The sequence below is a fragment of the Halopseudomonas pelagia CL-AP6 genome, assembly GCF_000410875.1.
In the GTDB taxonomy this organism is placed as follows: Bacteria; Pseudomonadota; Gammaproteobacteria; order Pseudomonadales; family Pseudomonadaceae; genus Halopseudomonas; species Halopseudomonas pelagia.
Genome location: NZ_AROI01000067.1, coordinates 1 through 652 on the forward strand (window position 1 = coordinate 1; position 652 = coordinate 652).

1 protein-coding gene is annotated in these 652 nt (G+C 59.7%); it reads right to left on the minus strand.

What is annotated here, in order from left to right:
- A partial coding sequence (gene tssI, locus K787_RS0121560) for a type VI secretion system tip protein TssI/VgrG (protein ID WP_022964857.1) occupies positions 1–652 on the minus strand: 652 nt, incomplete at both ends.

Genomic DNA, 652 nt, shown 5'->3' on the forward strand with positions numbered 1-652 from the left:
TTCCACGCGCAGGGCGAAGCGTTTGATTACCGGCTCGTCGGCGACCAGGCCGCTGTCCTGGATATAGGCCGTGGGTCTATCCAGCTTGGGGAAGCCGGTCTGGTCGTCGCCGAATACCAAGAGATGGTTATCGACGCTGTGTTCGAAATGGTAGTGGATGCCTTCTTCTTCGCAGAGGCGCTGAATAAAGTGCAGGTCGGTTTCATCGTACTGGGTGCAGTAGTCGCGCTGCGGGTAATCGGTATTAAGCTGAAAGCGGTAGGTATCGGCCTGGATACCGTGGTCGTTCAAGATCCGGGCGATGATCTGCGGTACGGTCAGGCGCTGGAAGATGCGCTGATTGGTGCGGTGGCCGAGATAAAACAGATGCGGCACCAGATCAATGTGATAGCGCGTCAGGCGCTTGCCGGCGTCGCCCTGGGCGACGCGGTGGATCAGCCCGTGGATGCCCTGGCCATGGCCGGCAAAACTGAAAAAGGCCGGTTGCTGTAGCAGGTGGTCGATATCCAGGTCCGGGCGTTCGCTGACCAGCTCCAGCTGGAAACGGTAGGGCTGGCTGATCTGCTCTAGGCCTTCGAAGGACAGGACCTTGAAGTCGTGCGAGAGACCGGGAATATCGAGGGTGAAGTGGGCCTGGTTGGCGGCGGCGAAC